Below are 25,263 nucleotides of genomic sequence, written 5' to 3'. Positions count from 1 at the left end.
TTGAGGCTGGCCAGCGTGGTACTTCTGTCGGCGCCGCTCCGTGCCATGACCCCGAGAGCCTGGCAGCGGCGCAGTATCATGACCGGGGCGGCACGCCGGTCGATATTATCGTCGGCTGCGTCGCGCGGGTCCTATCGCACGGCTGATTGCTGGACGCGGCGACTGGCTTCCGGAGAGCCCTGCTCAGCGGCCTTGAGATACCAAGTCCTTGCCCTGGCTGGGTCGGGCACGGCTCCGAGCAGCCTCAGCTTCGTCAACTCGATCGGATCATAGGTCCGTGCGAGCAGGAAAGAGGCGTCGGCATGTCCCGCATCGGAGAGTCGGGTGAGGATCAGGCGCGCGCTGGCCACGTCCCCCGCGGACAGCAGATCACGGCCTCGCTTCATCAGCGACTCGACCTCCTCGCGCGGCAACGGCATGGTCGGGCGCGGCGGAACGGAAGAAGCCGCGGGTACGGGATTGGAGGCGGCCAGGGCAGCAGGGGCGGGAGCGGCGGTGGCCGCTGCTGCCGATGATGTCGGGGGCCACGGACGCGGGCCAGCGTCCGGGCTGGCTGACGCGATGATGGCGGCAGTCGCGGGCGGATCCTCCTGGGCCATCTTCGCTTCGGCGGGGTCGATCTGGGCAAGACTTTCCAGCACAGCCGCCGGCATGATCGGGGACTTGCGGCTCCGCTCCGATCCACCATCGTCCAGCGTCACCACGTTCGCGACCATCATGGCCACCGACGCAGCGATGCCGATGGCGGCTCCGATCCTGACGATGGCGCCCAGACGAGATGTCCGGTCTGAGTCCACCGGAGGGAGGGGCATGACGACGGGATCGAGCTTTGCGCTCAGCAGACCACGGCGGAATTCCTCATCGACAAGGTCTGTCACGCTCGGTGTCGCGGTCAGAGCGTTCTGCCGTGCGACCAGATGGGACGGCAGCGGGCTGAAGGGGCTCGAGTCCTGGACATGCAGTCCCCCATCGCTCTGATGTCGCCGCGGAGCGTATTTCCGGAGCTCCTCATTGGCCCAAGGCGGAGTCGGCTTGGCCGGTTCATTCTGAACTGGAGCACTCATAACTAGGCCTCCTGTCTTCCACGACCCGCGTCGCGGAAGAGATCTTCAGGGCGTCAGGCGCGCGTGATCCAACCGAGCTAGCATCACCAGGCGAGCCGCGATATCGCCAACGCTTCTGCCGGGACTGGCAGATCAGTTTCCTTCCGCGATGCGCGCCACCCATTTTGCGCGCGCTGGTCACAATCGGGGTTGCTTGGCCCCTAAGCTGATCAATGTTCTTGGCGGGAAGGGTGAGCGGGTAAGGCTATTCCGTGGAAATTTCCCGGCCAGGCCCATTGTCAAAACACACGCTGTACGCGAATTTATGTTGATGTCTACCCGAGGCGAGAACGGTGCCGGAAGTATCATGGTGCCGCCACGATGCGCGTGCGGGCAGGACGACAGGCGGTTAGCATGGGCGCCAACCGCACCACGGAATGAATTTACGCCACAACTATTGAGCGAGTTGCCCAAAGCAAATGCGGCCGAACGATGCCGGCCGCAATCACATGTCGATCGTTTTCTATTCGGCCGCTAACGGCACGGTGACAGCCGCTGCCTCGATTGCGACGGCGACCGACTGAATGATGGCCGCGAAGCGGACCGCAGTCTGAATCGACGCCGCGCTGACGCCGGCCTCCTTCAGAACCCTTTCATGGGCATCGATGCAGGTGCCGCAGCCGTTGATCGCCGACACCGCCAGCGACCAGAGCTCGAAATCGGCCTTGTCGACGCCCGGATTGGCGATCGCATTCATGCGCAGCCGCGCCGGCATCGTCGCGTATTCCTTGTTCGTGGCGAGATGCACAAACCGGTAATACACGTTGTTCATGGCCATCAGCGCGGCGGCCGTCTTGGCGGCGGTCAATGCCGCCGCCGACAGATGTGCCGCCGCCACCGCTTCCAGCGCCGCTGTCACGGTCGGGTTGCGGGTGGCGATCGCGCAGGCAACGAACAGGCCGTATTTGGCCTGCGGGGACAGGCTCTCGTCCGACGCCATCGACGACAGGTTCAGCCTGACGTCCTTGGCGAAATCCGGAATCTGCTCCTTGAGCTGCTCAATGGACACGGTCAGGCGACCTTCAGAGTGGCGCCGCCGACCTCGCGATTGCAGGGGCAGAGCTCGTCGGTCTGCAACGCGTCGAGCACCCGCAGCGTGTCCTTCGGCGCGCGGCCCACGTTCAGATTGGTCGCATAGACGTGCTGAATGGTGTTGTCGGGATCGACCACGAATGTGTAGCGATAGGCCACGCCGTCGGGCGAGCGCACGCCGAGACCGTCGACCAGCGACCCCTTGGTGTCGGCAAACTGCCAGATCGGCAGCTTGTGAAGGTCCTTGTGGTCACGGCGCCAGGCCAGCTTGCAGAACTCGTTGTCCGTGGAGCCGCCGAGCACGACGGCGTCGCGGTCTTCGAAGTCCTTTGCCAGCCGAGCGAACTCGGCGATCTCCGTCGGGCAGACGAAGGTGAAGTCCTTCGGGTAGAAGAAGATGACCTTCCACTTTCCAGGAAAGCTGGTTTCGGTCAGGGTCTCGAAGGCGCTTTCGCCCTTCTCCTCATGAAGCTGGAAACCGGGCTTCACGCCGACGATTTCGAACGAGGGCAGCTTACTTCCAATTCCGAGCATGTGGCACTCCAAAGAAATATCTGCGCTGCAATAGCGAGGCGCATTGTGCATTGCAAGCGATATGCCATTCACTATCAACATCAATGCGTTGTCGGAAAGTCGACATGCTGCATTGCTGATGCTGCAATTGCGAATGCCGATATCGTTCGAGACCGTCTGAGAGGCCGGCCGATCCACCGCGCAGCGTTCGATTCGTGACAACGGGACGAAGATGCACCGCGCATCTGGAGCGCGTGGGGAAGCCGAGCCACAAACGAGAATTGACACAAGCGAGCTGGAAAGGCCGTCGGGCTCGACATGCTGGGCCCTGAAAAGCGGTGCGCTGTCGCCGCGGCGCTGCTGCATCTTCTTTGTGCGGCGACGGTCAGCCGATTCGTGTGACGACCGCGTTCTGCGATGCACCCATGGGCAAAGCGGTTCGTCGAAGGGCAGCAAGACGACAACGCCTGGGCAGCGTGAGGCCGGCACAGACGTACATTCTCACAGCGTCAGCTTTTTCAGCAGTTCGCGTCTGTTATTTCGCCTTGCTGCGGCATCCCGGGACCGTAACCTCCTCGCAAGTTTTCGCTTGGTCATCATGTCGCTTGGTCGTCGAGGCGCACAGCTCCCGGTTGGTCATCGGTGCCGTGCGCGCCGGCCATGATGATCGAGCTCGCAGACGGGCGTGAAGCCGTAGGGGAGAGCATCATGGATCTCGGGCTGACCGGCAAAAGCGTGCTGGTGACCGGTGGCAGCAAAGGCATCGGGCGCGCGATTGCGGAGCTGTTTGCCGCTGAGGGCGCGAACGTCGCCATCTGCGGGCGCGATGCCGAGGCGGTCGGCGCGGTGGTGACGAAGCTCACGGGCAGCGGTGGAAAGGCCTGGGGGCAGGGCATCGATGTCGCCGATCCCGTCGCGCTCAAGGGCTGGGTCGATGGCGCCGCCAAGGCGTTCGACAGCATCGACTGCCTGGTCTGCAATGTGAGCGCGCTCGCCGTCGGTGATACGCCGGAGACCTGGGAGAAATCCTTCCGCACCGACATGATGCATACCGTCAATGCGGTCGCGGCGGCCATCCCCTATTTGGAAAAGTCGCCATCGGCCTCCATCATCATCATCTCCAGCGTCTCCGGATTTGAAGTCGATTTCGCCGCGGGATCCTATGGTGCGATCAAGGGCGCCTTGCTCCATTACGCGAAGGGGCTCGCGCATCAGCTCGTCGGCAAGGGCATTCGGGTCAATGCCGTGTCGCCCGGCAACACCTACTTCGAAGGCGGCATCTGGCAAAACATCGAGAACGGCTCGCCTGATCTGTTCAAGACGGCGATGGGCCTGAACCCGACCGGTCGCATGGGAACCGCGGAGGAGGTGGCTTTCGGCGTAGTGATGTTGGCCAGTCCGTTGGCGAGCCGGATTTCGGGAACCAACCTCATCATCGATGGTGCCCTGACCAAGGCGGTGTGAGCGCAATCATCGGTCCGCGATCCGCCAGCTTGCAAGGATGCTGAAACGGCTGCGCGGGGTCGGCTGACAGAATAGCGCAATCCTGTCGATCGCCAGCGAGGTGATGCCGAGCGCCGCGTAGCGCGCTTGCAGCATGCTGAGGATCGGTCGGCGCCGTTCGTCGGACAGGCGGCACGTCAGCGTCATGTGAAACCGAAAATCGTCCATGACGTAGGGATAGCCCCAGCGATCGAGGTGCGCGCGCTGCTGCGGCGAGAGCAGCTCTGGCTTGCGGCGCGCGCGATCCTCCGCGGTCATGGCCGCGCGAAACGGTTCGAAGGCGCGCACGCATTCAGCGGCGAAATCCTGCAGGGCCGGCGAGACTTCGCCCGGAATGACGGCAACGAAGCCGCTGATCGCGTCCACCACCGGCCGGATCATCGGAACCGTTCTTGGAGCCGCAGCGAAGCCGGCGCAGGCGTCGCACAATTCGCGCTCGCTGCGCGTCTCGGCCAGACTGAACGGCGCCTTCAGCGTCGCGTGAAAGCCGTATTTGCGCGCGTCGGCGGTGAGCTCGGCCCAGTCCGGGACGTCGTTGACGACGTCGTCCGGACACGGACGATCGCGGCCGGTCCAGGCGTCGTAGCCGAGCAGGTCGGCCCCGAACGCACTCAGTGCCGTGTCGGCCGGTGGCGTGTAGTAGATCGCGTAGCGCGGGAAGCCTGTCATCGGCGGCTCACTCCGCCGCGACCGCGCGCGGCACGGCGACGGCGTGGAGGCGAGCGGCCTCGGTCAGGTAGACCAGGCGTCCCGATGCCACCACGGCCACGACACGCGGACGCAAGGCGTCGCTGTCGTCAATGAGGATGATATCCGCGCGCAAGCCTTCCGCGAGGGATCCGCGATCGGACAGGCCTGCCGCTCGGGCCGGGCCGGCCGAGATCAGCTCCCAGGCGCGTGGCAACGGACAGATGCCGTCGGCCGCGAGGCGATACGCGGCGAGCAGGGGGGCCGGATAATAATAGTCCGACGCCAGCACCGAGCACAGGCCCTTGGCGATCATGTCGCTCGCCTTGGTCCAGCCGGTATGGCTGCCGCCGCGGACCACATTGGGCGCGCCGAAGACGATCGCATCGCCGCCGCCGGCGGCCTCGCGCGCCGTCGCTTCATTGACCGGAAATTCGGCGATCGTCACGCCCTGGCAGCGAAACGCCTTGCGCATCTCCGGGCTATCGTCGTCATGCGACAACATCCGCACGCCGGCCGCGCGCGCGGCTTCCGCCAACCTGGCAATGGACGTCGGAACGGCGTCACCGCGCGATGCGATGCGCGTGACGAGGCGGTCGAAGTCATCGCCGGACAGGCCGGTGCGGTCGACCATACGCTGGCGTTTGTGCGGCTTTTCGAGGCTCGCGACCGTCGAGTCCATGTGGTCGTTGAAGGCGAACAGGTCGATGCGCCGCGCCGCGAGCAATTGGCGGATCTCGTCCTCATCGTCGAGATTGTAGGTCTCGTGGCGCAGATGGAAGCGGGTGTCCGCGGCAAGCCGCGACCGCAGGCTTTCGATCGCCTCGAGCAGGCGACGCGCATTTCCGGCGCTGCGCAGGCCCGGCTCCCACGACCAGGTCGTGGCATGAAACACTGTCGTGATGCCGTTGCTGACCGCCTGCCGGTCGCTGTCGATCAGGGCCACGTCGATCGGAAAATCGACGCCGGAGCGCGGCATCATCTGCCGCTCGAAGGCATCGCCGTGGATGTCGACAATGCCGGGCAGCACGGTCAGTCCGCGCGCGTCGAGTGCCATGCCCGATGGCGGGCGGCGGGGATCGATCGCAGCGATCTCGCCGTTGGCGACGAGCAGCGATGCTTCGACGAGGTCGGAGCCGATCAGGCAAAGGCCGTTGGAAATCGAGATGTCGGTCATGGGGCGGCACTCTGCCGCAGCGCGCGGCCGCCGTCGAGAGCGGCTTCATATTTGTCCAGGAAGGCGCTGATCTCGAGCCGCCGGAAATCAGGCAGCGCCCGGCGCAGCGCCGCGTGGTCCCAATCCCACCAAGCGAGATCCATCAGACGCTGTTCGACCTCGACCGGAAAACGACGCTTGATCGGCCGGGCCGGGTTGCCGGCGACGATCGTATAGGCCGGCACATCCTTGGTGACCACGGCTCCCGCAGCGACCACGGCGCCGGTGCCGATGTTGCGCCCAGGCAGCACGATTGCGCCATGCCCGATCCAGACGTCATGGCCGATCTCGACGTGATGTTCCCGGCGCCACGTGAAGAACTCCGCATCATCGGCCTCCCCGGGAAAATACGCGCTGGCGCGATAGGTGAAGTGGGCCTGGGTCGCGCGGTGCATCGGGTGATTGCCGGGATTGATCCGGGTCATTGCCGCGATCGAGCAGAACTTGCCGATCGTCGTGTAGGTGATCTGGGAGTCGTTCACGACGTAGGAATAGTCGCCCAACGTCACCTCCTGCAGGATGGTGCGGGCGCCGACCTCGCAATAGATGCCGAGCTTCACGTCCTGGAGCTTGGCCGAGGGATCAACAGTTGGTTCGGTCGAAAGTGATTTGCCGGCCATCTCGCGCTCTGTGTGCGGTACCTTGTGGTGGATGATGCCTCATTATGACGAGTGCGTGACAGTCGCATGACGCCGGATGTGTGGATGATCGTCGCAGCGCAGCGTGACTGTCACATATCTGTAGAATCCGGACGCTAGCGATAGCGACAAAGCGAGGCGTCTGGAGAATTCTATGCTGGTGGTGGATGGCCTGACGTGCCGCTTCGGCACGAAAGCCGCGGTCGACAACGCATCATTCTCTATTGCTCCCGGCAGTTTTGTCGGCGTGATCGGCCGATCGGGGGCCGGCAAGTCGACCCTGCTGCGTTCGATCAATCGCCTGAGCCCGGTGACCTCCGGGCGCGTCCTCTTCAAGGACCTCGACGTGACCGCGCTGCGTGGTCGCGAGTTGCGGCAGTGGCGCGCCCGCTCCGCCATGATCTTTCAACAGTTCAATCTCGTCGGCCGGCTCGACGTGCTGACCAACGTGCTGATGGGGCGGCTGGCCGAGATTCCGTCGTGGCGCTCGCTGGCACAGCTCTGGCCGGCGGAGGACGTCGCCATGGCACTGTCGGCCCTTGAGCAGTTCGACATGGCTGCGCTTGCCGCGCAGCGCGCCGATCAATTGTCCGGTGGCCAGCAACAGCGTGTCGCGATCGCGCGCGCTCTGGTCCAGAATCCTGAGATCATTCTTGCCGACGAGCCGATTGCCTCGCTCGATCCGCGCAACACCAAGATCGTGATGGACGCGCTGCTGCGCATCAACAAGCATTTCGGCATCACCGTGATCTGCAATCTGCATTCGCTGGATCTGGCGCGGAGCTATTGCGATCGCCTGATCGGCATGGCCACGGGGCGGGTCGTTTTCGACGATGTGCCCGCGGCCCTGACGGCGCAGATTGCGCGCGAACTCTACGACCTCGAGGCTGACGAGGTCATGGGAGCGGCTCATCCGGCGCCGGCGGCAACCGTGCCGGCGCTCGGCGAAGCCGCCGTGGCCTGACGACAGGAATTTTCTGCGACCTTGGATCTCCGCAGGTGCTGAGGACGAGGTCTGTTACTTACTGCAACAAGAGGGCAATTCATGATCAATCGTCGCATCGTTCTCGCGGGCGTCGCTGCGCTGGCGTTCACCGCTTCGGCCTCCGCTGAAGATTGGAGGGCGAAGTATCCGGAGCTGACCTTCGCTGTCATTCCGGCAGAGAATGCGTCCGGTGTGACCGAGCGGTGGACGCCGTTCGTGAACTATCTATCCAAGGAACTCGGCACCAAGGTCACGCTGCGCATCGCCAACGACTATGCAGCCGTGATCGAGGGGCAGCGCGCCGGCAATATCCACATCGCAAGCTATGGCTCGGCCTCGTTCGCCCGCGCCCGGCTGACTGGTGTCAAGATCGACGCCTTCGCCAACGACATCAACGCCGACGGCAGCACGGGCTATTACTCGGTGTTCTTCGTCAAGGCGAACAGCCCGTATCAGAAGGTCGAGGACCTCAAGGGCAAGAATCTCGGCCTAGTCGATCCGAACTCGACCTCAGGCAACAACGTGCCGCGTTTCGAGCTGAACAAGATGGGCATCACCAATGCCGACGGCTATTTCAGCAAGGTCGTGTTCACCGGCAGCCATGAGAATGCGATCCTGGCGCTGGCGCAGGGCACCGTCGACGTCGCGGCGAATCAGTGGACCAGCGATAACGACTCGACGCTGGCGCAGATGCTGACCAAGGGCATGCTGAAGAACGCCGACGGTTCGCCGATGAAGAAGGACGATTTCCGCATCATCCACAAATCGGCGCCGATCATCAACGGGCCCTACGCCTACAATGCCGATCTGCCGGAAGAGGCCAAGCAGGCGATCGCCAAGGCCTTCTTCGACGCCCCGACCAAGGACAAGGCGGCGTTCGACCGTCTGTCCGACGGCCAGAAGAAGGGCTTCCATCCCGCCACGACCAAGGATTGGGACGGCACCATCGACCTGATCAAGTTCGTCGACAGCCTGCGCAAGAAGGCCTCCTGATCGACACATCATGCCAGCAAGAGCCGGGTCGGACAGACCCGGCTCTTGTCTTGCGCAAGGTTGGTCGAGCAAGCTTTGTCAACCCACGTCTGACACATCCGAACCGGAAGCAGCACAACTCCGATGGCGGTCGCCGTTTCGATCCTGCCGAGCCAGCAACTTGCGGCTCTGAACGGCGTCTATCGCCGGGCGGTGTTCCGCCGTCGTCTGCGCTTTGCGATCTCGGCGGTGGTGTTCATCGCCGTGCTGCTGGTTGCGGCGGTCGGCGCCGAGGTCAATCTGCGGACGCTCTACACCTACTTCGGCAATTTCGTCAGCTATTTCGATCGCATCTTCACGCTCGATGACGGTCAGCGGGTCTGGACCAACATTCCCGAATGGTTCTGGGGCCTCAAGAAGTGGCTCAAACTGCTCGGCGAGACGCTGCTGATCAGCTATGTCGGCACCATCGCGGGCATGGTCGTGGCATTCTGCCTCAACTTCCTCGCCGCGGAGAACACCTCGCCGGCGCCCTGGATCCGCTTCGTGGTACGGCGCCTGCTCGAATTCGCCCGTACCGTGCCGGGCATCGTGTTCGCGCTGATTTTCGTCATCGCCTTCGGTCTTGGCCCGATCCCCGGCGTGCTCGCGATCGCCGTGCATTCCAGCGGCGCGCTCGGCAAGCTGTTCTCCGAGGTGGTCGAAAACGCCGACATGAAGCCGGTCGAGGGCATTCGCGCGACCGGCGCAAGCTGGCTGTCCTGCATGCGCTTCGCGGTGCTGCCGCAGGTGATCGCCGGATTTTCCAGCTACACGCTGTTGCGCTTCGAAATCAACGTGCGCGAAGCCTCGGTGATGGGCTTCGTCGGCGCCGGCGGCATCGGGCAGGAACTCGTGGTCGCGATCCGCAAATTTTACTACTCGGATGTCAGCGCCATCCTCGTCATGATCGTGCTGACGGTGTTCCTGATCGATATCAGCACCGGCTGGCTGCGCGGACGGTTGTTTGGCGCGGAGGCCCGCTCATGAGCCGTCAGCAAGCGCCCGACTCGCAACAGATCCGGGAGCGCTATCCCGAGATCTTCGACCGGCCGCTGTCCGCCCGGCTGGCGACGCCGCTGGTGCTGGTGCTCGCACTGGCGATCTTCGTCTTCGGCCTTGTCGATCTCGAATTCTCGCCGTCGCGCATGCTGTCGGGCCTCAGCCAGCTCGGCTGGATCGCGCTCTTGATGCTGCCGCCGGATCCCGGCGCCTCGCTGCCGATCTATCTGAAGGCCCTCGGCGAGACGCTGTCCATCGCCGTGCTGGGCACGACGCTGGCCGCATGTTTTGCGCTGCCAGTCAGCCTGCTCGCAGCGCGCAACATCATCCCCTCGGCGATCTTCCGCTTTCCGGTGCGACGGCTGTTCGACACCATCCGAGGCGTCGACACGCTGATCTGGGCGCTGGTCTGGATCAATGTCGTCGGTCTCGGCCCGTTTGCCGGCGTGCTCGCGATTGCCGTTTCGGATTTCGGCGCGCTCGGCAAGCTGTTCTCGGAAGCGATGGAAAGCGCGGACAGGAAACAGGTCGAAGGCGTGCGCGCCTCGGGCGGCAGCGCGCTGCACGAGATCCGCTTCGGCCTCCTGCCGCAGGTTCTTCCCGTGATCGCCGGCCAGGTGTTGTACTTCATCGAATCCAATACCCGTTCGGCGACGATCATCGGCATCGTCGGTGCGGGCGGCATCGGGCTGCAGCTGGCCGAGCAGATCCGCGTGCTGGAATGGCAGCGGGTGTCGTTCCTGATCCTGATGATCCTGGTGGCGGTCGCGGCGATCGACTGGATCTCGGGCAAGCTGCGCTTCGCCATCATCGGCCGCCGCGCCGTCGCCTGATCATGTCGGCAGCTGAAGGTAGAGGTCGTTCGTAGGCAAACGATGAGCGTGCGGCCTCGCTTGTGTGCGCCGCACGCGCTGTCGCAAATCCTTCATGCGCCGCCTTTAGGGGAAGCTCGGGAACTGGCCGCCGTGCCAGACATACGGAGTTTTCAACGTCATGAAGGTCACCCGCCTCGTTCTTGCGCTGCTCGCGCTGGTCGTCCTGGCGCCGTCGCAGCAAGCCAAAGCCGCTGACGTCATCTGCTACAATTGCCCGCCGGAATGGGCTGATTGGGCCTCGATGCTCAAGGCCATCAAGACCGATCTCGGCTATGACATCCCGCACGACAACAAGAACTCCGGCCAGGCGCTGGCCCAGATTCTCGCCGAGAAGAGCAATCCCGTCGGCGACATCGGCTATTTCGGCGTCACCTTCGGCATGAAGGCGAAGGCGCAGGATGCGCTGGAAGCCTATAAGCCGGCCAATTGGGACCAGGTCCCGGCCGGTCTGAAGGACGCTGACGGCTATTGGACCACCATCCATTCCGGCACGCTCGGCCTGTTCGTGAACAAGGACGCGCTCGGCGGGAAGCCGGTCCCGGCCTGCTGGAAGGATCTGCTGAAGCCCGACTACAAGGGCATGGTGGGCTATCTCGATCCGAGCTCGGCGGCTGTCGGCTATGTCGGCGCTGTCGCGGTCAATCTTGCGCTTGGCGGCTCGCAGTCCAATTTCGATCCGGCTCTGAGCTTCTTCAAGGACCTGCGCAAGAACGATCCGATCGTGCCGAAGCAGACGTCCTATGCGCGCGTGGTCTCGGGCGAGATCCCGATTCTGTTCGACTACGACTTCAACGCCTACCGCGCAAAATACACCGAGAAGGGCAATTTCGAGTTTGTGATTCCCTGCGAGGGTTCAGTGGTGTTTCCTTACGTCGTCGGCCTGGTGAAGAATGCGCCCGACAAGGACAAGGCGAAGAAGGTCATCGACTACCTGCTCTCCGACAAGGGCCAGGCGATCTGGACGAATGCCTATCTGCGTCCGGCACGTCCGATCGAGCTGCCCGAGGCCGTCAAGACCAAGTTCCTGCCGGACAGCGACTACGCCCGTGCCAAGAGCGTCAATTGGGGCGACATGGAAACGGCGCAGAAGGCGTTCGTCGACCGTTATCTGTCCGAGGTCCGCTAAGGAGGACCAGGTCCCGCCGGCCTGACCGGCGGGACGTCCGTGATCTCATGTCGCACAAATCCTTCGTCTGGATCTGCCTGTTGCCTTTGGCGGCCGTGACGGCCGCCTTCTTTCTGCTGCCGATGGCGCGGCTGCTCGTCACCGGTGCGGAAGGACCACGCGGGCTGGCCGAATATCTCGCGATTCTCGTCGAGCCGCGCTACCGCGCCACGCTCGTGAATACGGTGCTGCTGGCGGCGGCGACCACCGTCGCGACGTTGATCATCGCAACCATCGCCGGCCTGTTCCTGCAGCGTCACCGCTTCCCCGGGCGTGCGGTTCTGGTGGCGATCCTGACATTCCCGCTGGCGTTTCCCGGCGTCGTCATCGGCTTCATGATCATCCTGCTGGCCGGCCGCCAGGGGCTGATCGGCGACGTCTCGGCGCGCCTGACCGGAGACAAGCTCGTCTTCGCCTATTCGATCTATGGCCTGTTCCTCGGCTACCTCTATTTTTCGATCCCGCGCGTCATCCTCACCATCATGGCCGCGGCGCAGAAGCTCGATCCGGGGCTTGCGGAGGCGGCGCGCTCGCTCGGCGCCGGGCCCTTCGCCGTGCTGCGCGACGTGATCCTGCCGGGGCTCGCGCCGGCTCTGGTGGCCTCAGGTGCCATCGCCTTTGCCACGGCCATGGGTGCGTTCGGAACGGCCTTCACTCTGGCCACCAATATCGATGTGCTGCCGATGCTGATCTACACGGAGTTCACTTTGGCCGGAAATCTCGCGACGTCGGCGGCGCTATCGGTCGGGCTCGGCGTGATGACCTGGCTCATCCTGGCGCTGGCGCGCTCCTTTACCGGCAACTCCGTTGCGGCGGCGGGATAGACGCGTGCGCGACCGGATCATCTTCGCCCTGCAACTTCTGTTCACCTTGATCGTCGCGGCGTTTCTCGCCGTGCCTGCCGCGCTTTCGATCGCGGCGGGCGTGACCGTCAACTACTTCCGCGGCATCCAGTCCGGCGTCACGCTGCAATGGGTCGCCCAGGTCTTGGATCTCTATGCCGGCACGATCATGGCCTCGATCGCGATCGCGCTGGGGACGCTGCTGGTCACGCTCGTCGTTGGCGTTCCCGCAGCCTACGCGCTCTATGTCCGCGGCGGCCGGCTGGCTCGCCTGGTCGAGGAGATCATCACCTTGCCGGTCGCGATTCCGGGTCTCGCGCTGGCGCTCGGGCTGCTGTTGTCCTATGGCGGCTTCGGCAACTTTCGCCGCTCGTGGCTGTTCATTCTTGCGGGCCATGTCATCTTCACGATGCCGTTCATGGTGCGCTCCGTCATGGCCATCTTCGCCAGCATCGACGTCAAGTCGCTGGATGAAGGCGCCGCATCGCTCGGTGCCGCGCCCTGGCGCCGTTTCGTCGATGTCATCGTGCCCAATGCGGCGCCGGGCATCCTGGCCGGCAGCCTCATGGTGGTGACGCTGTCGCTCGGCGAGTTCAACCTCACATGGATGTTGCACACGCCCTTGACCAAGACCCTGCCGGTCGGGCTCGCCGACAGCTACGCGTCGATGCGGCTCGAAGTGGCCTCGGCCTATACGTTGATCTTCTTCGTCATGATCATTCCGCTGTTGGTGGCGATGCAATGGATCGGCGAGAGGGGGAGTGCGAAGTGACGATGATGATCCGCCATGGCGCGGCGCTGAAGGTCGAGAACTGCGGCAAGACCTTTGCCGACGGCACCTGCGCGCTCGCGCGCGCCACGCTCGACATTGCGCAGAGCGAGACGCTGGTGCTGCTTGGTCCCTCCGGCTGCGGCAAGACCACGCTGTTGCGGATCGTCGCCGGGCTGGAGATGCCCGATGCGGGCGGCCGCGTGCTGTTTGACGGCAAGGATCTGACGCGGCAGCCGATCGAGAAGCGCAATGTCGGGATGGTGTTCCAATCCTACGCGTTGTTTCCCAACATGACCGTGGCGGAGAATATCGGCTACGGGCTCAGGATCCGCGGCGTGTCGAGGTTGGAACGCGCGGCGCGTGTCGCCGAGCTGATCACGCTGACCAATCTGGGCGGACTGGAACATCGCCGCATCGATCAGCTGTCCGGTGGTCAGCGGCAGCGCGTCGCGCTGGCGCGCGCCGTCGCCATCAGGCCGAGCGTGCTGCTGCTCGACGAGCCGCTGACCGCGCTCGATGCCGCCCTGCGCGAGCGCCTGCGCGGCGAATTGAACGGCCTGCTGCGCACGCTGGGCATCACGGCGATCTATGTCACGCATGACCAGGCCGAGGCGATGGAGCTCGGCGACCGCATCGTGGTGATGCGCAAGGGTGCGATCGCCCAGGTCGGAACGCCGCGCGAGATCTACTTCACCCCTGCCGACCGCTTCGTTGCGGAGTTCGTCGGCGCGGCCAATATCATCGAGGCCCCGATCGAGAGCGGCGATCTGATCCTGCCCGGCGGTCGTCAGCCGGTCGGTTCGACAGGCTCTCGCGCCAGGGCCGTGGCGATGGTCCGCCCCGAGACGATCCGGATCGTGGATGCGGACAAAGCGAGCCTCACCGGCATCGTCGACAGCATTCGTTTTGCCGGCGACCGTCAACGCATCATCGTGCGCGACGCGGCCGCGATTCCGCTTGCGCTGGATGTGCCGCACACGATCCATGTGCGCGCGGGCGAGCGGATCGGCCTCTCCATCGCGGCGGACTCGATTCGCCTGCTTCCCGCGGAAGGCTGACCCATGACGAAGAGCCCCATCCTCATCGCCCAGATCTCGGACCTCCACGTCAAGGCGCCCGGACATCTGGCCTATCGCCGGGTCGATACGGCGCTGGCGCTGAGCCGCTGCGTCGATGAGCTGAACAGGTTCGTCCCCCGGATCGATCTGGTGGTGATCTCCGGCGATCTCGCCGACACGCCGTCGACGGCAGAGTATGATCACCTCAAGAGCCTGCTGGCTGGTCTCGCCATTCCCTTCGTGGCCGTTCCCGGCAACCACGATTCGCGCGCGCTGATGCGCGCCGCCTTTCCGGATCATTGTTTCGCAATGCCGTCCGGTGCGCTGAACCGGCGCGTCGAGCTCGCCGATCTGGATCTGCTTCTTCTCGACTCCAGCGTTCCCGGTCATCCGCATGGTGAGCTCGATGACGATACGCTGCACTGGCTGGACGCCGAATTATCCGCTCGCGCGGACAGGCCGGCGCTGTTGTTCCTGCATCATCCGCCCTTTGCCGCGGGCATCTGGCACATGGACCGGCAGAATCTGCGCAATGCCGACGCCCTGGCCGAGATCGTCGCGCGGCATCCGCGCGTCCAACTGATCGGGTGCGGACATGTCCATCGGGCGACGCTGACGAGGTTTGCCGGCGTCCTCTGTACGATCTGTCCTGCGCCGAACCACGCCGTCGATCTCGATCTGGCTGAGCGCCAGCCGCCGTCCTTCAGGATCGAGCCGCCGGCCTTCCATTTGCATGCCTGGTTTCCCGGCGCGGCGTTCGGCACGCTGGTCACGCATCAGATCCCGATCGGCGATTTCGGTGGGCCGCATCCGTTCTTCAACGCGGACGGCACGCTGATCGATTGACCGCCGCGGTCGCGGTTGCAGAATCTTGCGCTAAGCTTCCACTTCGAAGGTGACACGCTCGGCGGCGAAGCGTGAGCGCTTGCTGACGAGCGGCGTGCCGTCCGCGTCGATGTCCGTGCTCTCGACGACCAGGACCGGGCGGCCCAACGCGAGGTCCAGGCGCGCGGCATCGCTGGCGTCCGCGATCGCCGCAGTGATACGCGTCTTGCCGCGCCGGTAGTCGCGCATACCGTAATGCGCGAGCAGCGCCGTCATCGAGCGGGTTGTCGCGAAGATCCGCGCGGCATCCGGAAAGCGCTCTGCCGAGAGCCAGGAGGTGCTGACGCAAATCGGTGTCTTGTCGGCGAAGCGCAACGCCTCGATGCGGATCAGCGGCGCGCCGGTCTTCAAGGCCAGCTCGCGGGCGAGCTCGCGCGTTGCCGGCTCCTCCGAACTCGCGATCAACTGTCCGCGCGGCTCGCGCCCACCGGCGCCGACGATCTCGGAAAAGCGGGTGCGCGAGCGCAGCGGATAGGACAGCCGGGGCGCTTCCACATAGGTGCCGCTGCCGCGCTCGGCTCGCACCAAGCCGCGTTCGGCCAGCATCGCCAGCGCGCGCCGCACCGTATGGCGGTTGACGCGATAGGTCTCGGCGATCTCGGTTTCCCCGGGCAGGCGCGCGCCGGCCGCGAACCGCCCGCCGGCGATGTCGCGCTCGATGCCGTCGGCGACCCGTCGCCATAGGGCCACGCCTGAATCGGCGTCCGGCATGCTCATTCGGATGTCCCGCCTGCGCTGGTGAAAATCACGTCCATGTCATCAAACAGTCATGGCGCTCTCTTATCAAGTTGTCTATTATCATAGACAACTTGAGCCGGGCAAGATCGACAGTGGCCATCAGGGGCAACATGGACGGCAATATGAGCGGCAATACGTTGCAGGAGAGACGCCAGGGGGCGATGCAAGTGCTGTCGCATGCGCCGGCAGCCGACATCGCGCTGCGTATGGCAGAGCTGCCTCTGCCGCCCTATCAGCAGCTGCGTGCGCCGGAGAACGGTCTCGTCATGGTGCGCGGCCGCATCGGCGGCGATGGTGCGCCATTCAATCTCGGCGAGGCCACGGTGTCGCGGGCGGCCATCCGTCTTCACAGCGGTGAGGTCGGCTTCGGTTATGTGCTTGGCCGTGACGGCGAGAAGGCGCGGCTGATTGCGCTGTGCGACGCGTTGATCCAATCACCCGATCATGCCAGTGCGATCGAGGTCAAGGTCGTAGCGCCCTTGCGGGCCGAGATGCGCGCGGCGCGGGATCAGGCGGCCGCGCAGGCGGCAGCCACGCGTGTCGATTTCTACACGATGGTTCGCGGAGAAGGATGATGCAGAGCTTGGATCGCGCGCTGCAGCCCGGCTTCGCCGACAAGGTGCTGTCGGCGCAGGCGACCTTCCGCACGGTGATGGAGGCCATGGCGCGTCCGGGGCAGGTGATGCAGGTCGAGGACGGCGTCGGCCGGCCGCCGTCGATGATGGCCGGTGTTGCCGCCATCGCCCTGACGCTGTTCGATCAGGAGACGCCGATCTGGCTCGATGCCCCCTTGTCGGGCGCGCCGGATATCGGGGCGTGGCTGAAGTTTCACACCGGGGCTCCGATCGTCGCCGATCCCGCCCTCGCAAGCTTCGCCTTGGTTGCAGCGCCAGAGCAGCTTCCGGATCTGCGCAGCTTCGCGCTCGGCAGCGCGGACTATCCCGATCGCTCGACGACACTGGTGTTGCAGGTGGCGAGTCTCTCCGTCGGGCCGATGTGTCAGCTGCGTGGGCCTGGGATCGACGGCACGGTGTCGCTTTGCGCATCGATCGCGCCCGCCGATTTGTTCGCAAGGCTGTCGATCAACGAAGCTCTGTTTCCACGCGGCATCGACGTGATCCTGGTCGACGGCCGTTCGCTGGTCGCGATGCCGCGCACGACGCGGCTCGCCGCTGCAGGAGGTTGAGGCATGTATGTCGCCGTCAAGGGTGGCGAGCGCGCCATCGAGAATGCACACCGGCTGCTGGCGCATGAGCGCCGGGGCGACCGGAATGTGCCGGAGCTCTCACTGGCGCAAATCTCGGAGCAGCTCGGGCTCGCGGTCGATCGCGTCATGAGCGAGGGCTCGCTGTATGATCGCGAGCTGGCCGCGCTTGCGATCAAGCAGGCCCGTGGCGATCTGATCGAGGCGATCTTCCTGGTGCGGGCGTTCCGCGCGACCCTGCCGCGCTTCGGTGCGACTGAGCCGGTCGATACCGGCGCGATGCGGGTGCAGCGGCGGGTGTCGTCGACCTTCAAGGACATTCCCGGCGGGCAGGTGCTGGGGCCGACCTTCGACTACACGCATCGGCTGCTCGATCCGCAACTCGCAATGGCCAGCGATCCGGATGCGCCGGCGCTCGCCGAGGCGTCGCATGCGCCGACGCCGCGCGTGACCGATATCCTCGGCCAGGACGGGCTGATCGAGCCGTCGCCGCAGACCGTGGAGGGGGCGCCGGTCGGCGACCTGACGCGCGATCCCCTTGGTTTTCCTGCGGGCCGCGACCTGCGCCTGCAGAATCTGGCGCGCGGCGACGAGGGCTTTCTGCTGGCGCTCGGCTATTCGACCCAGCGTGGCTACGGTCGCAATCATCCTTTCGCCGGCGAGATCCGTTTCGGTGAGGTCGAGGTCGAATTCTTCGCCGAGGAGATCGGCTTTGCCGTGCCGCTCGGCTCGATCGAGCTGACGGAATGCCAGATGGTCAATCAGTTCAAGGGCTCCGCGACCGAGCCGCCATGTTTCACGCGCGGCTATGGCCTCGCCTTCGGCCAGAGCGAGCGCAAGACGATGTCGATGGCGCTGGTCGATCGCGCGCTGCGCGCGCGCGAGCTCGGTGAAGATCTGGTCGCACCCGCGCAGGACGAGGAGTTCGTGCTGTCGCATTCCGACAATGTGCAGGCGACGGGCTTCGTCGAGCATCTGAAGCTGCCGCATTACGTCGACTTCCAGTCCGAGCTCGGCCTGTTGCGCAAGCTGCGCCGGGAATTCGCCGAGGCCAATGCCGAGCCTGCACTGAAGGAGGCCGCGGAATGAACGCGCCGACGTACAACTTCGCCTATCTCGACGAGCAGACCAAGCGGATGATCCGCCGCGCGATCCTGAAGGCGATCGCCATCCCCGGCTATCAGGTGCCGTTCGCCAGCCGCGAGATGCCGATGCCTTATGGCTGGGGCACCGGCGGCGTGCAGGTCACGGCGGCCATCCTCGGCCCCGACGATGTGCTCAAGGTCATCGACCAGGGCTCCGACGACACCACCAACGCGATCTCGATCCGCAAGTTCTTCGCCAAGACCGCGGGCGTGGCCACGACGACCTCGACAGAGGCCGCGACCGTGATCCAGACCCGCCACCGCATTCCCGAGGCGCCGCTGCAAGAGGGGCAGGTGCTGGTCTATCAGGTGCCGATTCCGGAGCCGTTGCGCTTCCTCGAGCCGCGTGAGACCGAGACGCGCCGCATGCATGCGCTGGCGGAATATGGCCTGATGCATGTCAAGCTGTACGAGGACATTGCGCGCTTCGGGCACATCGCGACGTCCTACGCCTATCCGGTCAAGGTCAATGCGCGCTACGTGATGGATCCGTCGCCGACGCCGAAATTTGACAATCCGAAGATGGACAATTGTCCGGCGCTGCAACTGTTCGGGGCTGGACGCGAGAAGCGGATCTATGCCATCCCGCCCTATACGTCGGTGGTGTCGCTCGATTTCGAGGATCATCCGTTCACGCGCTACAAGTTCGACGCGCCCTGCGCGCTGTGCGGCGCCGAGGATTCCTACCTCGACGAGATTGTCACCGACGACAAGGGCAGCCGCATGTTCGTGTGCTCCGACACCGACTATTGCGAGGGCCGCCAGGCTGCCGGGCATCGCGGCACGCAAAACGCCGCGCCGCACAAGGAGGGCGCTCATGTCTGAGGTCACCCGCACGTCCGATCAGCCGCTGCTGGTCGCCGAGGCGCTGTCGAAGAGCTATGGCCGCCTCGCAGCCTGCCGCGACGTCTCGTTCGTGCTCTATCCCGGCGAGGTGCTCGCCATCGTCGGGGAGTCCGGTTCGGGCAAGTCGACACTGCTGCAGATGCTGTCGGCGCAGCTTGCGCCGAGCGCGGGCCACGTGTCCTACCGCATGCGAGATGGTGTGCTGCGCGATCTCGCGGATCTCGGCGAGGCCGAGCGCCGCTTCCTGTTCCGCACCGATTGGGGCTATGTGCATCAGGACCCGGCGCAGGGGCTGCGCATGGCGGTGTCGGCCGGCGCCAATGTCGGCGAGCGGCTGATGGCGGTCGGCTGGAATCATTACGGCCGGATCAGGCAGACGGCATCGTCCTGGCTGGAGCGGGTCGAGATCGACGTGGCCCGCATCGACGATGCGCCCCGCACCTATTCGGGCGGCATGCGGCAGCGGCTGCAGATCGCGCGCAATCTCGTTACCGAGCCGCGGCTGGTGTTCATGGACGAGCCGACCGGCGGACTCGACGTGTCGGTTCAGGCTCGCCTGCTCGACATGATGCGCAGCCTCGTGAACGAGCTCGGCCTCGCGGCGATCGTGGTCACGCATGATCTTGCGGTGGCGCGGCTGTTGTCTCATCGTGTGATGGTCATGAAGGAGGGGCGGGTGATCGAGACCGGCCTGACCGACCAGGTGCTCGACGATCCGCGCGAGCCATACACACAGCTTCTCGTCTCCTCGATCCTGCCGCCATGAGCCCGACCGCAATGACCGTGATGATCGATATTGAGGATGCCCGTAAGACCTTCATTATGCATCTGCAGGGCGGCATCTCGCTGCCGGTGGTGCGTGGCGTGTCGTTTCAGGTCAAGACAGGGGAATGCGTCGTGTTGTCGGGGCCCTCGGGCGCCGGCAAGTCGTCGATCCTGAAGATGATCTTCGGCAATTATCGCTGCGACGGTGGCCGGATCGCCGTTCGTCACCAGGGCGAGATGACCGACCTTGCCGGCGCGGAACCGCGACTGGTCCTGAATGCAAGGCGGCAGACGATCGGCTATGTCAGCCAGTTCCTGCGCGCGGTGCCGCGCGTACCGGCGCTGGATGTCGTCGCCGAGCCGCTGCTGGCGGCGGGCCTGGGGCGCGACGCGGCCCGTGCTCGCGCCGGCGCGTTGCTCGGTCGCCTGAACATTCCGGAGCGGTTATGGTCCCTGCCGCCATCGACCTTCTCCGGTGGCGAGCAACAGCGCGTCAACATCGCACGCGGGTTCATCTCGGACGTTCCGATCCTGTTGCTGGACGAGCCGACGGCGTCGTTGGACGCTGCCAACCGCGCCGTTGTTGTCGACCTCATCGCGGCGAAGAAGCAGGACGGCGTGGCGATGCTCGCGATCGTGCATGACGATGAGATTCGTGAGCAGATCGCTGATCGCACGGTCGATGTGACGACCTTCGCAGCGGCGGCATAGAGGCAGGATTGCAGATGAGCGCGAACATGTCCGACACGGTATTAGGCAATGCCAGGCTGGTCCTCGCGGATCGGGTCATTGAGCAGGGCTGGGTGGCCGTTGCCGCTGGCAGGATCGTCGAGTTCGGCGAAGGCGATGCACCGGCCGGCAGTCTTGACGTCGAGGGCGATCTGCTGATGCCGGGCCTCGTCGAGCTGCATACCGATCACCTCGAGGCCCACGTCGTACCGCGCCCGAAGGTGCATTGGGATCCCGTTGCGGCAGTCATCTCCTATGACGCGCAGCTGGCGACCGCCGGCATCACCACGGTTCTCGACTCCTTGCGCGTGTGGACCGAGGATGGCACCGAAGGCGTCGATGGTCAGGCCAATATGCTGGCCGAGGCGATCGCGACGGCCCGCGATGGCGGACTGCTGCGCTCCGACCACTTCCTGCATCTGCGCTGCGAGGTGCCGATGCCCACGGTGGTCGAGGAGGCGCGGCAGCTGGCGGGGCGCCCTGACGTGCGGCTGATGTCGCTGATGGACCACACGCCGGGCCAGCGGCAGTTCCGCGACGAGGGCAAGCTGCGCGACTACTACCGTGGCAAGAGCGGCGGCAAGACGGACGCGGAGCTCGACGTGATGTTCGCGCGACGGTTTGCGTATCAGCAGGCCTATGCTGCGCCGAACATCCGCGACATCGTTGCGCTGGCCAAGACCCATGACGTGCCCTTGGCCAGTCACGACGACACCACCGAGGAGAATGTTGCGGACGCGATCAAGGACGGCATCGCGGTCGCCGAATTTCCGACCACGATCGAGGCGGCGCGTGGCCTGCACGAGGCGGGCATCAGCATTTTGATGGGGGCGCCGAACGTCGTTCGCGGCGGCTCGCACTCCGGCAATATCGCGGCGGTCGACCTCGCCCGCGAGGGTCTGCTGGACATCCTGTCGTCGGACTATGTGCCGTCGAGCCTGCTGATGGGCGCGCTGCAGCTGCCGCAGCGAGTGCCGGCCATCGATCTCGCCGCCGCCGTGCGCACGGTGACCAAGGCTCCCGCCGACGCCGTCGGCCTGCATGATCGCGGCGAGATCGCCGCGGGCAAACGGGCCGACCTGATCCGCGTTCGTGTCGCGGGCCAGTTGCCGGTGGTGCGCAGCGTCTGGCGAGAAGGATTGCGGGTGGCATGAGCGAAGCGGCGGCCGTAGCGCAGGATTTGCGTGAGAAGCTCGGGCCGGGGCGCCTGGTGCTGGTGGTCGGGCCGAGCGGCGCGGGCAAGGATACGTTGCTCAACGTCGCACGCCGCGACTGCGCTGGGGATGACCGCGTCGTGTTTCCGCAACGGATCGTCACCCGCGCGGCTTCCGCCTTCGAGGACAATCTCGAAATGAGCGCGGCCGGCTTTCGCGAGGCGCTCGACGCCGGTCAGTTCGCGCTGCATTGGGATGCGCATGGGCACGGCTACGGTGTGCCGCGGTCGATCAATGACGACATCCTGGCGGGCCGCACCGTCGTCGTGAATGTCTCGCGCACCGTCATCGCGGCTGCGCGGCGCAGCTACGCCCATGTCATCGTCGTCACGATCACGGCGCCGCCAGACGTTCTCGCGGAGCGTCTCGGCAAACGGCATCGCCCGAGCGACGGCGATATCAGCGAGCGCCTCCACCGCGCGGTGAACGACGACGACGTCGCGGCAGACGTGACGATCGTCAATGTCGGTGATCCCGAGCCGCATGGTCACAGGCTGACGCAGATCATCAGGGGACCGCGTGAGGCGACGCCGGTCGAAGCCACGGAAGGAGGCAGCCATGTCGGTCATCACCACGATTGAGCAGCTCGAAGCGATCTATGGTGAGACCGGGCTGGCCTCGACGGCCAAGGTGGCCGATCGCGTGACACCGCACTATCGCGTGATGATCGAGAAATCGCCGTTCGCGGCGCTCGCGACCTGCGGCCCTGAAGGCCTCGATTGCTCGCCGCGCGGCGATCTTCCGGGCTTCATCCGTATCCACGATGAGAAGACGCTGATGATGCCCGATCGCCGCGGCAACAACCGGGTCGATTCCCTGCGCAACATCGTGCGCGATCCGCGCATCGCTCTGCTGTTCCTGATTCCGGGATCGGGCAACACGCTGCGCGTCAATGGGCATGGTCATCTGTCGACCGCGCCCGACCTGCTGGAATCGTTCCGCATGGAAGGCAAGCTGCCGCGCACAGTGCTCGTCATGACGGTGGAGGAGATCTACTTTCAATGCGCGCGGGCGATTGTTCGTGCCGATCTCTGGAACCCGGAGAAGCGCGTCGATCCGCGAGAGCTGCCGACGCCGGGCCAGATCCTGGCCGCCATGACCGCCGATATTGATGGTGCGGCCTATGACCGTGAGTGGCCTGAGCGCGCGCGGAAATCGATGTGGTGATTTCAGCGCGGCTCAAAGACAAGAGTGTCAAAGACATCCTTGTCAAAGACTGGGTTGCAGGACGGCCCGACGATCAGGCCGCGAGGTCGAGCAGGCGCGAGGATCCCCTGACGAGGACCTTGCGCCCGGCGAGGGTGAGCTTCGCAGCGCCGCTGTCGATGACCGCGAGTCCAAGCGCTACGAGCTGCTCGACGATCATGCCATTCAGCCGGCGGCGGTCGCGCGCGGGAATGCGGAGCGCCTTCAGCGTCTCCCATTGATCCGGCGTGAGTTCCTGTTCGAATTCCGCGTTCATGCTGCCTCGAAAGTTGACGTCCCGCATTCGTCTTAGGGAAGCCGCGTGACGAAGATGCGACCTTCCTGCACCCGTAGTGATACGGCCGCTTCATTACGCCCGAACCGCGTGTGAATTAATTCAAATTTGAATGATCTCGACAGGGACTGCTGCATTGCAGCTAACCCTGTTGGAAACGGTGAACGGTCATATGCTGTTAATAGAAAATTAAGGCAAATCATCCGCCGCAGGCGTAACGCCGCTGTCACATCGATGTGTCAAACGGCGCCGTCTTCGCGCTCGAATCGGCCGGTGCGCATGTTTGATTCGGAACGCGCGCTGAATGGCTGACCTGACTGATGAGCTGCCGCCTGTGAACCGCAGAACCTGGTGGCGCAGCCTGGGTGGGCTGATCCTGAGCCTCTCGATTGCGGCTGTTGCAGTTTATGTCCTCACACATGCCATCAAGAAGCTCGATGTCGGTCATGTGCTTGCGATCGCACAGGCCACTGACAAGCATCTCATCGCGATCGCATTGGTTCTTATCGCGCTCTCTTATGCCGGGCTGACGCTGTACGATCTGTTCGCGCTGCGGACAATCCGCCGTCCCGACATTCCCTATCGCGCGGCCGCGCTCGGCAGCTTCACGAGCTACCCGATCGCGCACGGTATTGGCGCGGTTGCGTTGATCTCGCCGCTGGTCCGGTATCGGATCTATGCGCCGTATCGGCTCGGCGCGATCGACATCGCCAATATGAGCTTCCTCACCGGGCTGACATTCTGGCTCGGCAATCTCACCGCGCTTGGCTTGAGCCTGCTGATCGACCCCGATGCGTTCGGCTGGGTCGCGTATTGGCCGCCGACCTTGAATCGGCTCATCGCGGCAGCACTGCTTTGCGGCGTCGTCGTCTTCGTCGTATGGAGCTGGCCAGGACGGCAGAGCACGCGTTGGCCGGTCCGTCTGCCGTCCGGCCCGGCCGTGCTGCTGCAGATCGTGGTCGGATTGTTCGATCTTACCATGGCGGCGCTGGCGATGTACGTCCTCATTCCCGCTGAACTCGGCATCGAGGTCACGCGGTTGATGGCGGTGTTCATCGCCGCCACGCTGCTCGGCTTCGCCAGCCACGCGCCGGCTGGTATCGGGCTGTTCGACGCAACCATCCTGCTGGGTCTGGGCGGTGATGACCAGGAGCCGCTGCTCGCGGCATTGCTGATCTTTCGCTGCCTCTATCACCTGCTGCCGTTCGTGCTTGCGCTCGGCCTGTTCGGCGGCGTCGAGCTGGCGCGCTCCTGGCGAAGGCCGGGCATCGTCTCACACGGGGGAGTTCAACTTCAGTCCGACCATGCCGGCAATGATCAGCGTGAGGCAGAACAGCCGCATCGGGTCGGCAGGCTCGCTGTAGATGGCGATGCCGACAATGATGCTCCCGGCCGCGCCAATGCCGGTCCACACCGCATAGGCGGTGCCGAACGGCAATGACCTCAGCGCCAGCGACATCATCGCGAAGCTGAGAAGGATTGCGATGATCGTTCCGATGCTCGGCCAGAAGCGCGTGAGGCCGTCGGAATACTTCAGGCCCAGCGCCCAGATGATCTCGAGCAGGCCGGCGGTCAACAGAGCGAGCCAGCCATTCATCATGGCGGCGAGCCCGAATGCGCGGCGGCACCGGCAGGGCCGCCTGTCTGTCGAAGCTGCGGGACAACCGCCCGACAAAGTCCGGCCATTCCGTCATCTCCGCGCCGGTCGAACCTGCAGTCCATCTGCCTCGTTTGCACGACGCGCATATGACAGGCGCAAGAGCGCTTGGCCGCGGAGCTGACGTTCAGAGATCCGCCGCCGCGAGCGGATATTGGAGACCGGCTGTGTGATGGCGGAAGGTGACGCAGCTGTTCG

Annotated in this window: 28 protein-coding genes; 19 read left to right on the top strand and 9 right to left on the bottom strand. The window is 64.9% G+C overall.

The genetic code is table 11. The features are described from left to right. Positions 1-131: 131 nt before the first annotated feature. The 3 genes from BBTA_RS27395 to BBTA_RS27385 all read right to left on the bottom strand — a co-directional run bounded on the left by BBTA_RS27395 (position 132) and on the right by BBTA_RS27385 (position 2,669). A complete protein-coding gene (locus tag BBTA_RS27395) occupies positions 132-878 on the bottom strand; it encodes a sel1 repeat family protein (protein ID WP_244424153.1) in 747 nt (248 codons plus the stop codon). 688 nt (positions 879-1,566) lie between these two features. After that, positions 1,567-2,112: a carboxymuconolactone decarboxylase family protein gene (locus BBTA_RS27390; protein WP_012045766.1), complete on the bottom strand. Its 546-nt coding sequence runs from the start codon at positions 2,110-2,112 to the stop codon at positions 1,567-1,569. Positions 2,113-2,114: 2 nt separating this feature from the next. After that, positions 2,115-2,669, bottom strand: coding sequence for a peroxiredoxin (locus BBTA_RS27385; RefSeq protein WP_012045765.1), 555 nt, complete (start codon positions 2,667-2,669; stop codon positions 2,115-2,117). A gap of 687 nt (positions 2,670-3,356) precedes the next feature. On the opposite strand from BBTA_RS27385, the gene BBTA_RS27380 reads away from it, so the two are divergent. Then, positions 3,357-4,112 carry an SDR family NAD(P)-dependent oxidoreductase gene (locus tag BBTA_RS27380; protein ID WP_012045764.1) on the top strand — a complete coding sequence of 252 codons (756 nt, stop codon included), beginning with the start codon at positions 3,357-3,359 and terminating at the stop codon, positions 4,110-4,112. Between the two features lie 6 nt (positions 4,113-4,118). Here the strand turns inward: BBTA_RS27380 and BBTA_RS27375 are convergent, their stop codons facing one another. The 3 genes from BBTA_RS27375 to BBTA_RS27365 are packed head-to-tail and all read right to left on the bottom strand — an operon-like array spanning position 4,119 to position 6,674. Then, a complete protein-coding gene (locus tag BBTA_RS27375; RefSeq protein ID WP_012045763.1) occupies positions 4,119-4,820 on the bottom strand; it encodes a DUF1045 domain-containing protein in 702 nt (233 codons plus the stop codon). Between the two features lie 7 nt (positions 4,821-4,827). Then, positions 4,828-6,015 carry an alpha-D-ribose 1-methylphosphonate 5-triphosphate diphosphatase gene (locus BBTA_RS27370; protein ID WP_012045762.1) on the bottom strand — a complete coding sequence of 396 codons (1,188 nt, stop codon included), beginning with the start codon at positions 6,013-6,015 and terminating at the stop codon, positions 4,828-4,830. Further along, entirely contained in the window at positions 6,012-6,674 is a 663-nt protein-coding gene (locus BBTA_RS27365; RefSeq protein ID WP_012045761.1) for an acetyltransferase, read from the bottom strand. Before BBTA_RS27365 ends, BBTA_RS27370 begins: the two co-directional genes overlap by 4 nt. A gap of 172 nt (positions 6,675-6,846) precedes the next feature. Between BBTA_RS27365 and phnC the strand changes: the two genes are divergently transcribed. From phnC to BBTA_RS27320, 9 genes are all read left to right on the top strand, one after another. Continuing rightward, positions 6,847-7,656 (top strand): phosphonate ABC transporter ATP-binding protein, encoded by an 810-nt coding sequence (gene phnC, locus BBTA_RS27360; RefSeq protein ID WP_012045760.1) that lies wholly within the window; start codon positions 6,847-6,849, stop codon positions 7,654-7,656. 81 nt (positions 7,657-7,737) lie between these two features. After that, positions 7,738-8,670 carry a phosphonate ABC transporter substrate-binding protein gene (phnD, locus tag BBTA_RS27355; protein ID WP_012045759.1) on the top strand — a complete coding sequence of 311 codons (933 nt, stop codon included), beginning with the start codon at positions 7,738-7,740 and terminating at the stop codon, positions 8,668-8,670. Between the two features lie 123 nt (positions 8,671-8,793). Then, entirely contained in the window at positions 8,794-9,678 is an 885-nt protein-coding gene (gene phnE / locus BBTA_RS27350; protein ID WP_012045758.1) for a phosphonate ABC transporter, permease protein PhnE, read from the top strand. Continuing rightward, positions 9,675-10,523, top strand: a complete 849-nt coding sequence (gene phnE, locus BBTA_RS27345) for a phosphonate ABC transporter, permease protein PhnE (protein WP_012045757.1) — start codon at positions 9,675-9,677, stop codon at positions 10,521-10,523. The genes phnE (BBTA_RS27350) and phnE (BBTA_RS27345) overlap by 4 nt, the downstream gene beginning before the upstream one ends. A 160-nt stretch (positions 10,524-10,683) precedes the next feature. Continuing rightward, positions 10,684-11,691: an ABC transporter substrate-binding protein gene (locus tag BBTA_RS27340; RefSeq protein ID WP_012045756.1), complete on the top strand. Its 1,008-nt coding sequence runs from the start codon at positions 10,684-10,686 to the stop codon at positions 11,689-11,691. A 47-nt stretch (positions 11,692-11,738) separates the two neighbouring features. Next, positions 11,739-12,554 (top strand): ABC transporter permease, encoded by an 816-nt coding sequence (locus BBTA_RS27335; RefSeq protein ID WP_012045755.1) that lies wholly within the window; start codon positions 11,739-11,741, stop codon positions 12,552-12,554. A gap of 4 nt (positions 12,555-12,558) precedes the next feature. Then, positions 12,559-13,344 (top strand): ABC transporter permease, encoded by a 786-nt coding sequence (locus tag BBTA_RS27330; RefSeq protein WP_012045754.1) that lies wholly within the window; start codon positions 12,559-12,561, stop codon positions 13,342-13,344. Positions 13,345-13,346: 2 nt separating this feature from the next. Beyond that, entirely contained in the window at positions 13,347-14,402 is a 1,056-nt protein-coding gene (locus BBTA_RS27325) for an ABC transporter ATP-binding protein (RefSeq protein WP_012045753.1), read from the top strand. Positions 14,403-14,405: 3 nt separating this feature from the next. Further along, entirely contained in the window at positions 14,406-15,248 is an 843-nt protein-coding gene (locus tag BBTA_RS27320) for a phosphodiesterase (RefSeq protein WP_012045752.1), read from the top strand. Positions 15,249-15,278: 30 nt separating this feature from the next. Here BBTA_RS27320 and phnF read toward each other — a convergent pair whose 3' ends face one another. Continuing rightward, positions 15,279-16,004: a phosphonate metabolism transcriptional regulator PhnF gene (gene phnF / locus BBTA_RS27315; RefSeq protein WP_012045751.1), complete on the bottom strand. Its 726-nt coding sequence runs from the start codon at positions 16,002-16,004 to the stop codon at positions 15,279-15,281. A 143-nt stretch (positions 16,005-16,147) separates the two neighbouring features. Between phnF and phnG the strand changes: the two genes are divergently transcribed. From phnG to BBTA_RS27270, 9 genes are read left to right on the top strand one after another with little or no spacing between them, the layout of a single operon-like run. Continuing rightward, complete coding sequence (gene phnG, locus BBTA_RS27310) at positions 16,148-16,600, top strand: phosphonate C-P lyase system protein PhnG (protein WP_012045750.1); 453 nt, start codon at positions 16,148-16,150, stop codon at positions 16,598-16,600. Beyond that, a complete protein-coding gene (gene phnH / locus BBTA_RS27305) occupies positions 16,600-17,211 on the top strand; it encodes a phosphonate C-P lyase system protein PhnH (RefSeq protein ID WP_012045749.1) in 612 nt (203 codons plus the stop codon). Before phnG ends, phnH begins: the two co-directional genes overlap by 1 nt. 3 nt (positions 17,212-17,214) lie before the next feature. After that, entirely contained in the window at positions 17,215-18,318 is a 1,104-nt protein-coding gene (locus tag BBTA_RS27300; protein WP_012045748.1) for a carbon-phosphorus lyase complex subunit PhnI, read from the top strand. Next, positions 18,315-19,199, top strand: a complete 885-nt coding sequence (locus BBTA_RS27295; RefSeq protein ID WP_012045747.1) for an alpha-D-ribose 1-methylphosphonate 5-phosphate C-P-lyase PhnJ — start codon at positions 18,315-18,317, stop codon at positions 19,197-19,199. The genes BBTA_RS27300 and BBTA_RS27295 overlap by 4 nt, the downstream gene beginning before the upstream one ends. Further along, on the top strand, positions 19,192-19,986 hold the full coding sequence (gene phnK, locus BBTA_RS27290) for a phosphonate C-P lyase system protein PhnK (RefSeq protein WP_012045746.1): 795 nt from the start codon (positions 19,192-19,194) through the stop codon (positions 19,984-19,986). The genes BBTA_RS27295 and phnK overlap by 8 nt, the downstream gene beginning before the upstream one ends. Before the next feature lie 11 nt (positions 19,987-19,997). After that, entirely contained in the window at positions 19,998-20,696 is a 699-nt protein-coding gene (phnL, locus tag BBTA_RS27285) for a phosphonate C-P lyase system protein PhnL (RefSeq protein WP_041750926.1), read from the top strand. 14 nt (positions 20,697-20,710) lie between these two features. Further along, positions 20,711-21,868 carry an alpha-D-ribose 1-methylphosphonate 5-triphosphate diphosphatase gene (locus BBTA_RS27280; protein ID WP_012045744.1) on the top strand — a complete coding sequence of 386 codons (1,158 nt, stop codon included), beginning with the start codon at positions 20,711-20,713 and terminating at the stop codon, positions 21,866-21,868. Then, positions 21,865-22,509 (top strand): phosphonate metabolism protein/1,5-bisphosphokinase (PRPP-forming) PhnN, encoded by a 645-nt coding sequence (phnN, locus tag BBTA_RS27275; RefSeq protein ID WP_012045743.1) that lies wholly within the window; start codon positions 21,865-21,867, stop codon positions 22,507-22,509. The genes BBTA_RS27280 and phnN overlap by 4 nt, the downstream gene beginning before the upstream one ends. Beyond that, positions 22,487-23,095, top strand: a complete 609-nt coding sequence (locus BBTA_RS27270; protein ID WP_012045742.1) for a pyridoxamine 5'-phosphate oxidase family protein — start codon at positions 22,487-22,489, stop codon at positions 23,093-23,095. The genes phnN and BBTA_RS27270 overlap by 23 nt, the downstream gene beginning before the upstream one ends. A gap of 73 nt (positions 23,096-23,168) precedes the next feature. Here the strand turns inward: BBTA_RS27270 and BBTA_RS27265 are convergent, their stop codons facing one another. Together BBTA_RS27265 and sugE are read right to left on the bottom strand one after the other, a co-directional pair. Next, on the bottom strand, positions 23,169-23,390 hold the full coding sequence (locus BBTA_RS27265) for a hypothetical protein (protein ID WP_012045741.1): 222 nt from the start codon (positions 23,388-23,390) through the stop codon (positions 23,169-23,171). Positions 23,391-24,681: 1,291 nt separating this feature from the next. Continuing rightward, a complete protein-coding gene (sugE, locus tag BBTA_RS38495) occupies positions 24,682-25,008 on the bottom strand; it encodes a quaternary ammonium compound efflux SMR transporter SugE (RefSeq protein WP_012045739.1) in 327 nt (108 codons plus the stop codon). Between the last annotated feature and the right edge of the window lie 255 nt (positions 25,009-25,263).

The sequence above is a fragment of the Bradyrhizobium sp. BTAi1 genome, from assembly GCF_000015165.1.
Classification (GTDB): Bacteria; Pseudomonadota; Alphaproteobacteria; order Rhizobiales; family Xanthobacteraceae; genus Bradyrhizobium; species Bradyrhizobium denitrificans.
The sequence above is the reverse complement of the archived record's forward strand: the minus strand, read 5'-3'. Positions and strand labels throughout refer to the sequence as shown.

Excerpts from the sequence above, each read along its gene's own strand:
- BBTA_RS27325 (WP_012045753.1), top strand. The coding sequence starts at position 13,347 with ATGATGATCCGCCATGGCGCGGCGCTGAAGGTCGAGAACTGCGGCAAG.
- BBTA_RS27370 (WP_012045762.1), bottom strand. The coding sequence starts at position 6,015 with ATGACCGACATCTCGATTTCCAACGGCCTTTGCCTGATCGGCTCCGAC.
- phnN (WP_012045743.1), top strand. The coding sequence starts at position 21,865 with ATGAGCGAAGCGGCGGCCGTAGCGCAGGATTTGCGTGAGAAGCTCGGG.
- phnC (WP_012045760.1), top strand. The coding sequence starts at position 6,847 with ATGCTGGTGGTGGATGGCCTGACGTGCCGCTTCGGCACGAAAGCCGCG.
- BBTA_RS27300 (WP_012045748.1), top strand. The coding sequence starts at position 17,215 with ATGTATGTCGCCGTCAAGGGTGGCGAGCGCGCCATCGAGAATGCACAC.
- phnF (WP_012045751.1), bottom strand. The coding sequence starts at position 16,004 with ATGAGCATGCCGGACGCCGATTCAGGCGTGGCCCTATGGCGACGGGTC.
- BBTA_RS27340 (WP_012045756.1), top strand. The coding sequence starts at position 10,684 with ATGAAGGTCACCCGCCTCGTTCTTGCGCTGCTCGCGCTGGTCGTCCTG.
- BBTA_RS27335 (WP_012045755.1), top strand. The coding sequence starts at position 11,739 with ATGTCGCACAAATCCTTCGTCTGGATCTGCCTGTTGCCTTTGGCGGCC.
- BBTA_RS27295 (WP_012045747.1), top strand. The coding sequence starts at position 18,315 with ATGAACGCGCCGACGTACAACTTCGCCTATCTCGACGAGCAGACCAAG.
- BBTA_RS27375 (WP_012045763.1), bottom strand. The coding sequence starts at position 4,820 with ATGACAGGCTTCCCGCGCTACGCGATCTACTACACGCCACCGGCCGAC.
- phnG (WP_012045750.1), top strand. The coding sequence starts at position 16,148 with ATGAGCGGCAATACGTTGCAGGAGAGACGCCAGGGGGCGATGCAAGTG.
- phnE (WP_012045757.1), top strand. The coding sequence starts at position 9,675 with ATGAGCCGTCAGCAAGCGCCCGACTCGCAACAGATCCGGGAGCGCTAT.
- BBTA_RS27385 (WP_012045765.1), bottom strand. The coding sequence starts at position 2,669 with ATGCTCGGAATTGGAAGTAAGCTGCCCTCGTTCGAAATCGTCGGCGTG.
- phnL (WP_041750926.1), top strand. The coding sequence starts at position 19,998 with ATGACCGTGATGATCGATATTGAGGATGCCCGTAAGACCTTCATTATG.
- phnK (WP_012045746.1), top strand. The coding sequence starts at position 19,192 with ATGTCTGAGGTCACCCGCACGTCCGATCAGCCGCTGCTGGTCGCCGAG.
- sugE (WP_012045739.1), bottom strand. The coding sequence starts at position 25,008 with ATGATGAATGGCTGGCTCGCTCTGTTGACCGCCGGCCTGCTCGAGATC.
- phnD (WP_012045759.1), top strand. The coding sequence starts at position 7,738 with ATGATCAATCGTCGCATCGTTCTCGCGGGCGTCGCTGCGCTGGCGTTC.
- BBTA_RS27280 (WP_012045744.1), top strand. The coding sequence starts at position 20,711 with ATGAGCGCGAACATGTCCGACACGGTATTAGGCAATGCCAGGCTGGTC.
- BBTA_RS27270 (WP_012045742.1), top strand. The coding sequence starts at position 22,487 with ATGTCGGTCATCACCACGATTGAGCAGCTCGAAGCGATCTATGGTGAG.
- BBTA_RS27365 (WP_012045761.1), bottom strand. The coding sequence starts at position 6,674 with ATGGCCGGCAAATCACTTTCGACCGAACCAACTGTTGATCCCTCGGCC.
- BBTA_RS27265 (WP_012045741.1), bottom strand. The coding sequence starts at position 23,390 with ATGAACGCGGAATTCGAACAGGAACTCACGCCGGATCAATGGGAGACG.
- BBTA_RS27320 (WP_012045752.1), top strand. The coding sequence starts at position 14,406 with ATGACGAAGAGCCCCATCCTCATCGCCCAGATCTCGGACCTCCACGTC.
- phnH (WP_012045749.1), top strand. The coding sequence starts at position 16,600 with ATGCAGAGCTTGGATCGCGCGCTGCAGCCCGGCTTCGCCGACAAGGTG.
- phnE (WP_012045758.1), top strand. The coding sequence starts at position 8,794 with ATGGCGGTCGCCGTTTCGATCCTGCCGAGCCAGCAACTTGCGGCTCTG.
- BBTA_RS27380 (WP_012045764.1), top strand. The coding sequence starts at position 3,357 with ATGGATCTCGGGCTGACCGGCAAAAGCGTGCTGGTGACCGGTGGCAGC.